The 8,664-nt window shown below is 32.7% G+C and carries 7 protein-coding genes; 6 read left to right on the top strand and 1 reads right to left on the bottom strand.

What is annotated here, in order from left to right:
* Positions 1 to 633 precede the first annotated feature (633 nt).
* Positions 634 to 1,989: a DUF5103 domain-containing protein gene (locus tag HN894_03120; GenBank protein MBT7142303.1), complete on the bottom strand. Its 1,356-nt coding sequence runs from the start codon at positions 1,987 to 1,989 to the stop codon at positions 634 to 636.
* Positions 1,990 to 2,322: 333 nt separating this feature from the next.
* On the opposite strand from HN894_03120, the gene HN894_03115 reads away from it, so the two are divergent.
* The 6 genes from HN894_03115 (at position 2,323) to HN894_03090 (ending at position 8,302) form a co-directional block, all read left to right on the top strand.
* A complete protein-coding gene (locus HN894_03115) occupies positions 2,323 to 3,672 on the top strand; it encodes a Na(+)-translocating NADH-quinone reductase subunit A (protein MBT7142302.1) in 1,350 nt (449 codons plus the stop codon).
* 85 nt (positions 3,673 to 3,757) lie between these two features.
* A complete protein-coding gene (locus HN894_03110) occupies positions 3,758 to 4,912 on the top strand; it encodes an NADH:ubiquinone reductase (Na(+)-transporting) subunit B (GenBank protein ID MBT7142301.1) in 1,155 nt (384 codons plus the stop codon).
* 4 nt (positions 4,913 to 4,916) lie between these two features.
* Positions 4,917 to 5,636 (top strand): NADH:ubiquinone reductase (Na(+)-transporting) subunit C, encoded by a 720-nt coding sequence (gene nqrC, locus HN894_03105; GenBank protein MBT7142300.1) that lies wholly within the window; start codon positions 4,917 to 4,919, stop codon positions 5,634 to 5,636.
* Between the two features lie 43 nt (positions 5,637 to 5,679).
* A complete protein-coding gene (locus HN894_03100) occupies positions 5,680 to 6,309 on the top strand; it encodes an NADH:ubiquinone reductase (Na(+)-transporting) subunit D (protein MBT7142299.1) in 630 nt (209 codons plus the stop codon).
* A 20-nt stretch (positions 6,310 to 6,329) separates the two neighbouring features.
* Positions 6,330 to 6,950, top strand: coding sequence for an NADH:ubiquinone reductase (Na(+)-transporting) subunit E (gene nqrE / locus HN894_03095; GenBank protein ID MBT7142298.1), 621 nt, complete (start codon positions 6,330 to 6,332; stop codon positions 6,948 to 6,950).
* Between the two features lie 83 nt (positions 6,951 to 7,033).
* The gene (locus tag HN894_03090) at positions 7,034 to 8,302 is read left to right on the top strand and encodes an NADH:ubiquinone reductase (Na(+)-transporting) subunit F (GenBank protein MBT7142297.1); all 1,269 of its coding nucleotides are present in this window, start codon (positions 7,034 to 7,036) and stop codon (positions 8,300 to 8,302) included.
* The last annotated feature ends 362 nt before the right edge of the window (positions 8,303 to 8,664 follow it).

The following is an 8,664-nucleotide window of genomic DNA, read 5'->3' as shown; positions in this document are numbered from 1 at the left end:
TTTTCTTATTTTAATTATAATTTTATTGTATTCAATTTTTTATTACTCGTATTAGCAGATTTTTTCATGGAATTATGTTTGCTTGATAATCAATAAGTAAGACAAATTCGACATGAAGCAGTTTTTTATCAGCATATTTCATCTATTCATCAATTAAATTCAAATATTAATCAGTAAAAATAATATTTTTCTTAAAAAGAAAAAAAAAACTTTAAATATTATTTTTAACATTATTTTTATAATAACATGCAAAAAAAATGAACCAAAGTTCAATTTTCAAAATATATCAGGTTTGTTTTTATAAATACCCTTGAGCTGAAATCTTTGTACTTCCGGTATAAGCTATTGTAAATTTGCCACTTGCATAATAGAACTCCAGCCGGAGTTCAACAATTCAGGATTTTGAAAGTGTTTTTTCATTTTTCATAATCCCAAACTTTACTGCATATTCTAAATCCTTTTTAGGGTTCTTTTACAGGTCTTTTCCTATATCCCGAATTTCATTAGAGCCTATTCAAACTCTTCTCGTTTTAATTATTATACAAGTAGAGATTTGTCGTAAACCTTATACAAGCTGCAGATAATGTAAAAATGATATTCAAAAAATCAAGTAGAGATTAAGAATTTTTCATCCTAAAATCTCTTCATAGAATTAATAATTTTAATTCCTAAGAGCCTGTCGTATCGTTCATTTATACCTTTTAAATATACCAAAATCAAATAGTCGTTATCGGTTTCGTAGTGGCTACCTTCAATGTAACTTACATTTCCGGCTGTTTCACCATCTTCGAGCAACACATATTCGTAATTATAATAGCCTTGTTTTAAAAACATTGTGAGAGTGTATGCCTTTTTTTCGTAGTCGTATTTCATTTTATTCGTGTTACTGAACGACCAGTCTGATAACAATCCGAATAAATACAAATTACCATTTACCACAGGTGCATCAAATGGAAGAGTGAAATTTACATAAACATAGTCAGCTTCAATTTCTTTGTTCACAGCTTCCTGTATATCAATAAAATATTTGCCATTTATATCCTTATTGTAAAAATAAACTTTGAAAGTTCTTTTATGATCTTCCAACAAATCGACATGGTAGAATGGCTTTTTGAATAGTATGCTTTTTATTCTATCAGATTGGTAACGAACACTTTTTATATCGAAATAGCGAAATTCGCTTCCTGCTGCAAAAGAATTGTCTTCGTCGTAATCGTAAATTAGCAAATTGTCCTTAATAAAAAGTGGTTTCAAATTGTCTATTTTATTGTCCCATCTCCCGTTTTGCATCAGAACCACCTGAATTTCACTATAAGGATCGCTCAGCGAAATGCCTGGTCTGATTTTGAAATCGATTTCCTGATGGCTTTTTCGCAAATCGATAATTGAGGATTGTTTTACCTCAGCTTCAATATTTACATTGTTTTCAGTAATCATAAAGCGTCTGCTAAGAACCAGATTCTCTTCATCAAAATCTTCATACACCTTAATAATATAGTTTCCTGAAATTGTAGCTTTAATATTTTCATTAGGAATGGTGAGCCAATGGTGAGTATATTTCTGAAAAGTGTTGAAAGACAACTCATAATCTTCAATTTGATTTTCCTCAAAACCTTCAATAAATTCTGAAGACATCAAATCGGAAGGCTCCCATCTTGAATTACAATGAACTAATTTATACGAAAAATCAGCAATTTCCGCACGTAAATCATCAAAACTTAAAAGTATTTTATCTTCACCATTCAGTTCGATTATTGGGTGGGACAAATCCCAGCCTTCACGGTGAATTTTTACTGTTTTGATACTATTTTTATAAACAAAATCGGAATACCTTAAAAAATTGTCGTTGTAAAACTCCGGAACAGAATCGCTATCTGTAAGTTCTTGAGCATAACCTTCTTGCTGACCTGTATAGAATAAAAAAACTGTACAAAATAAAAATGTTGATACAGAAGCTTTGAACTTAGAAAAATTGACAATTTCTATCATAAATTTTACAAAAAAATAAAAATCAAACATAAACAAATTTGTAGTTTTTCGATATAATATTTTTGAAATCCTATAACATTAAAACTTTCAAGATTTTATTTTAATATAAAAAGTAAAAATTAACTATTATTTTGAAAAAAAACAAACAAATATTTTATGTTCTACAGCACAAATTGAATTATAAAAATATCTATATATTAACATATTAACGAATTGATAATATGGGATTTCGGTAAAACAATACCAAAAACTAAAAAAAACTGATATATATATTTTTGTGCAACAATAAAAATAATATACTTTTGCAATTGTATTGAAATTAATATAAAAAAAATGACGAAAGTTGTTAGAATAAAAAGAGGTTTAGATATTAAACTGAAAGGCAAACCGGAGAAGACAATCTCCCCTATTTCGAACACTGAATTTTTTGCCATAAAGCCAACCGATTTTGAAGGCATAACACCAAAACTTAAAGTAAAAATTGATAGCGAAGTGAAAGCAGGCAGTCCCTTGTTTTTCGACAAAAATCGACCGGAAGCTATGTTTACTTCGCCGGTAAGTGGCAAGGTGGTTGCAATAAACAGAGGCGAACGCAGGCGATTGCTCGAAATTGTTGTTAAAGCCGATGAAACAATTCTATACGAAGAATTCAAACAAGGCAATCCAATACAACTTTCGAAAGAAGAAATTATTGAAAACTTATTAAAAAGTGGATTATGGCCGTTTGTTCGCCAGCGTCCATATTCGATAATTGCAAATCCTGCAGATCAACCAAAAGCAATATATATCTCTGGTTTCGATACAGCACCTCTTGCTCCCGACTTCGATTTTATATTGAAAGCTGAAGAGAAAAATCTACAAAGCGGCATCGATGCTTTATCAAAACTTACTGAAGGTAAAATATATTTGAACTTAAAATCTGAAAACTCAGAATCTGTATTTTCAAAGCTTAAAAATGTTGATATAAATTACTTTTCAGGTCCACATCCTGCTGGAAATGTAGGAATCCAGATTCATCATCTAAACCCTATAAACAAAGGTGAAGTTGTGTGGTACATAAATCCACAAGAGCTTGCCATGATAGGACGACTTTTTGCCAATGGCAAATTGGATGCAAAAAAAACAGTTGCTTTGGTGGGTTCAGAAGTTAAAAAGCCCCAATACTTTGAAACTATGCTGGGTGCATCAATTGATAAAATTATTGCAAACAATATTTCGGAAAATGAGAATAGAATTATCAGCGGAAATGTACTCACCGGATCACTAATCTCTATGAAAGGATTTGTTGGTTTTTACGACTCAATGATAAGTGTTATTCCGGAAGGAAATAAAGCAGAACTACTTGGATGGGGAATGCCCGGATTTGGAAAATTTAGTGTTTCACGTACTTTCTGTTCGTGGATGACCCCCAAAAGAAAATACGCTCTAAACACAAATATGAAAGGAGGATTACGTTCTTTCGTGGTTACAGGTGAGTACGACAAAGTTTTCCCAATGGATATTTTACCACAACATTTGCTTAAAGCAATAATAATTGAAGACATCGACCAGATGGAAGAACTGGGAATTTATGAAATTGCAGAAGAAGATTTTGCTTTGTGCGAATTTGTATGTACCTCAAAAATTAATGTTCAGGAAATAGTACGCAATGGACTAAACATTATGATAAAAGAAATGAATTAGGTTTCATAATTATAATACCAATAGATATTGGGAGAATTATCAATTATCAATCGAAAAAAAGTAAATATAAAATAATCAATATAAAATGGATTCATTTAGAAAATATCTCGATAAAATAAAACCCAATTACGAGAAGGGTGGCAAATACGAGAAATGGCTTCCAGTTTTCGAAAGTTTTGAAACATTTCTCTACGTACTTGGAGATGTTACAAAAAAAGGCAGCCACATTAGAGATGCAATGGATATGAAACGAACCATGAGCATGGTTGTTATAGCTCTTATTCCTGCCCTATTGTTTGGTTGCTGGAATGTTGGTGCCTGGCATTTTGCCTCTTTAGGCGAAGAGTCAAGTCTGTTTCAGAATTTTTGGTATGGCTTTCTCGAAGTGCTTCCAATAATAGTTGTTTCATATGTTGTAGGTTTGGGAACAGAATTTATTTTTGTGTTTATAAAAGGTCATGAAATTGAAGAAGGATTTTTAGTTTCGGGACTTTTAATTCCTCTTATTGTTCCTATTGATACACCATTATGGATGATTGCAGTAGCCACAATTTTTGCAGTAGTAATTGGAAAAGAGGTTTTTGGTGGAACAGGAATGAATATTGTAAATCCGGCTTTGACTGCACGGGCTTTTCTATTTTTTGCTTACCCTTCAAAGATGTCAGGAGATAAAATTTGGGTATCAGGTCTTGAAAAAGGCGAAGGAGTAGTTGATGGATTTTCTGGTGCAACGCCTCTGGCAGAAGCTGCTGCAGCTACAGAAAGTATCCAACTATCCACAAGCGATATGTTTTTTGGTTTTATCCCAGGATCTATTGGAGAAACTTCAACACTTGCAATTTTGCTTGGTGCAGTATTTTTGCTTTATACAGGAATTGCAAGTTGGAAAATTATGCTATCAGTTTTTGTAGGAGGTTCAGTAATGGGATTATTATTTAATGCCTTTGCAGTTAATCCTTTTATGGAAATTCCATTTTATCAGCACCTTTTTCTTGGAGGATTTGCTTTTGGTGCTGTTTTTATGGCAACCGACCCTGTTACAGCAGCTCAAACCGAAAAAGGAAAATATATTTATGGTTTTCTGATTGGTTTTATAGCTGTGATAGTGAGAGTTTTAAATCCTGCATATCCCGAAGGAATGATGCTTGCAATTCTACTAATGAACGTTTTTGCTCCACTTATCGATCATTATATTGTACGTGGAAATGTTAAAAAAAGACTTAAAAGACTAAAAATATAATAAAATGAATACAAACAGTAATTTATACATATTTCTGTATGCATCCGGTCTGGTTGTAGTAGTTGCAGCAATTCTTTCGTTCACAGCAATCAAACTTCAACCCTATCAAGAACAAAATGTCAGGATAGAAAAAATGCAAAATATTCTATCATCAGTAGGTATAGAAAGTACAGTTGAGACTGCCGAAAGTAATTTCACAAAATATATTACCAAAAGTTTTACAATCGGGCATAACGGGAATGATAAAAGTGGCGATGCTTTTAATATAAATTTGAAAAAAGAATTAAGTCTCGATAAAGAAAAAATGACTTTGCCGGTTTTCGAATGTACACAAGATGATGGAAGCAAAAATATAATAATCCCTGTTAGAGGCAAAGGACTATGGGGTCCAATCTGGGGGTACATTTCTTTGAAAGAGGATTATAATACAATATTCGGTGCAGTTTTCGACCACAAACAAGAAACTCCCGGTTTGGGTGCCGATATCAATCAAGCATGGTTCCAGGACCCTTTTAAAGGAAAAAAATTGTTTGATGATAAAGGTAATTTTGTCTCAATAAAAGTTTATAAAGGAGGAAAAGGAGCAGCAAAAAATGCCGGCGATTTAGTTCATGGTGTTGATGCAATTTCAGGCGGGACAATTACTAGTGTCGCACTTCAAGATATGTTAAGTAAAGATTGCTTAATAAATTTCGAAACTTTTTTGAAAAAAAAGAAAAATTAAGATTATAAAATTTCAATTTTACTAATATAAATCCAAAATAAAAATGAGTTTACTTTCCTCAAAAGATGTCAAACTACTAACAGGACCAATAAATATTGACAATCCTATTACAATTCAAGTTCTTGGAATTTGTTCGGCACTTGCCATTACAGTAAAATTAGAACCGGCAGTTGTAATGTCGCTTTCTGTGCTATTTGTTCTTGCATTTGCAAATGTTATAATTTCTTTATTGAGAAATACAATTCCTGCACGAATTAGAATTATCGTTCAGCTTGTTGTAATTGCCTCTTTGGTAATATTAGTCGATCAGGTTTTAAAAGCATTTGTATATGAAATTAGCAAACAACTTTCTGTTTTTGTAGGTTTAATTATCACCAACTGCATAATTATGGGTCGTCTTGAAGCATTTGCTCTTGGCAACAAACCCTGGCCTTCATTTCTCGATGGTTTGGGAAATGCTGCCGGATATGGAATAATTTTAATTATTGTAGCATTTTTCAGAGAATTGCTTGGCTCAGGAACAATTTGGGGATTTCAGGTTATTCCTGATAGTTTCTACGAAATGGGATATGCAAACAATGGTCTGATGATATTACCTCCAATGGCACTTATAGTTGTTGGTATAATAATTTGGATTCAAAGAGCAAGAACCAAAGAATTGATTGAAGCATAAACGAATAATAAAAAAACGATATGGAAAATTTACTAAATATATTCGTCAAATCTATTTTTATAGATAATATGATATTCGCATACTTTCTCGGTATGTGTTCCTATCTTGCAGTTTCAAAAACGGTAAAAACGGCAACAGGATTAGGGATTGCTGTTATTTTTGTACTTGGAATTACAGTTCCTGTTAATTATTTGATAGAGAACTATATGTTGAAAAAAGGAGCTTTAGAGTGGATACTTGGAGATTCTGCACTTAATATCGATTTAAGCTTTTTAAGTTTTATTATGTTTATAGCTGTAATTGCCTCAATGGTTCAACTTGTGGAAATGATAGTTGAAAAATTTGCACCGGCTTTATATGCAGCACTTGGAATTTTTCTGCCGCTAATTGCTGTAAACTGTGCCATTCTCGGAGGTGCATTGTTTATGCAAGAACGTGAATATAATTCAATAACTGAAGCATCGGTTTTCGGTTTAGGCTCCGGTCTTGGCTGGCTTTTGGCAGTTGTTGGAATTGCTGCCGTAAGAGAAAAAATACGCTACTCAGACATACCGGCACCACTAAGAGGATTAGGAATTACATTCATTGCTACAGGTTTGATGGGAATTGCTTTTATGACTTTTATGGGAATAAAACTATAAGTTTTGAATAAATTAAGGTATAAATAATCCAAAAAAATCCCGATAGCTATCAGGACAATAAAAAAAAATAATAAATAAAAAATATAAAGATGATTTTATTAAGCGCCCAAGCAGGATTATCGACAATTATGACAGTTAGTATTGTTGCTTTTTTAGTTGTAATTCTATTTTTAGTAATCATTTTACTTTATGCAAAAGCTAAACTCACCCCTCAGGGAGAAGTTACATTAAACATAAACGAAGATAAAGATTTTGTTGTAGATCCGGGATACACTTTGCTCGCAACTTTAGGAAACAACAAAATTTTGTTGCCCTCGGCATGTGGTGGAGGTGGAACTTGCGGAATGTGTAAATGTCAGGTTACTGAAGGAGCCGGTGAAATTTTGCCAACCGAAAAGCCTTATTTCACCAGAAAAGAACAGCAAGCACAATACAGGTTGGCCTGTCAGGTAAAAGTTAAACAAGACCTGAAAATAAAGATTCCTAAAGAAATTATGGGAATTAAGAAATGGGAATGCGAGGTAGTTTCTAATTATAATGTTGCAACATTTATTAAAGAATTTGTAGTAAAACTACCGGAAGGCGAAACTTTAGATTTCCGTTCAGGAGGATATATTCAAATTGATGTACCTAAGATCGATGTAGATTTCAAAGATATGGAAATTGAAGAGGAATATAGTGGCGATTGGGAAAAATTCAAAATGTTCGATTTAAAAATGAGTAATCCTGAACCAACTTATCGTGCCTATTCCATGGCCAATCATCCTGCCGAAGGAAATATTGTAATGCTTAATATTCGTATTGCAACACCACCTTTCGACAGAAACTTAGGAGGATTTGCAAAAGTAAATCCAGGAATTTGTTCTTCATTCATTTTCTCAAGAAAGCCTGGCGATAAGGTTATGATTTCCGGTCCTTTCGGAGAATTCTTTATTAAAGAAACAGAAAACGAAATGATGTTTATTGGTGGAGGTGCAGGAATGGCTCCTATGCGTTCGCACATTTTCCATATGTATCATACAGTAAAAACCGGTAGAAAAGCAACGTTTTGGTACGGAGCACGCTCGAAACGAGAAGTTTTCTACGAAGAACATTTCCGTGCAATTGAAAAAGAATTTCCAAATTTCAAGTTCGAAATAGCACTTTCGGAACCATTAGAAGAAGATAAATGGACCGGACATGTAGGTTTTATACATCAGGTAATTTACGATGAATATTTGAGCAAACACGAAGAACCGGAAGAAATAGAATACTATTTGTGCGGACCTCCAATGATGAACGATGCCATAAACAAAATGCTTTATGACCTCGGTGTTCCGGACGAAATGGTTGATTTTGACGATTTTGGATGATAATACCGAAATTGATTATAAAATAAAGAAACTAAAAAAGCTCCAAATTGTTGGGGCTTTTTTTATATAAGAAATAGGCAGCTCTTGTTTGCTGAAACACAAAATACTTTTATCTTTGTATGAATATTTTTTTTGTATTGTACAAACCAAAATATTACTAATATGAAGGACGCAAATTTTCAAGTAGTGTATTATAAGATTGTTAAACAATAGAAATATATATCTGAAGTTTCCTCAATTTTCCTCCCAAATTATAGATAGCTGGCTATCAGGGATTTTGGGTTTAGTTTTATAAATTAGCCCATATTTATTATCAAACAGATAATTAAAGATACCATCTGCCATGGCATAGCTATAGAAAG

It is taken from the genome of Bacteroidota bacterium (assembly GCA_018692315.1).
Classification (GTDB): Bacteria; Bacteroidota; Bacteroidia; order Bacteroidales; family JABHKC01; genus JABHKC01.
This window is presented reverse-complemented; position numbering and strand designations above follow the sequence as displayed.

Excerpts from the sequence above, each read along its gene's own strand:
- HN894_03120 (MBT7142303.1), bottom strand. The coding sequence starts at position 1,989 with ATGATAGAAATTGTCAATTTTTCTAAGTTCAAAGCTTCTGTATCAACA.
- HN894_03115 (MBT7142302.1), top strand. The coding sequence starts at position 2,323 with ATGACGAAAGTTGTTAGAATAAAAAGAGGTTTAGATATTAAACTGAAA.
- HN894_03110 (MBT7142301.1), top strand. The coding sequence starts at position 3,758 with ATGGATTCATTTAGAAAATATCTCGATAAAATAAAACCCAATTACGAG.
- nqrC (MBT7142300.1), top strand. The coding sequence starts at position 4,917 with ATGAATACAAACAGTAATTTATACATATTTCTGTATGCATCCGGTCTG.
- HN894_03100 (MBT7142299.1), top strand. The coding sequence starts at position 5,680 with ATGAGTTTACTTTCCTCAAAAGATGTCAAACTACTAACAGGACCAATA.
- nqrE (MBT7142298.1), top strand. The coding sequence starts at position 6,330 with ATGGAAAATTTACTAAATATATTCGTCAAATCTATTTTTATAGATAAT.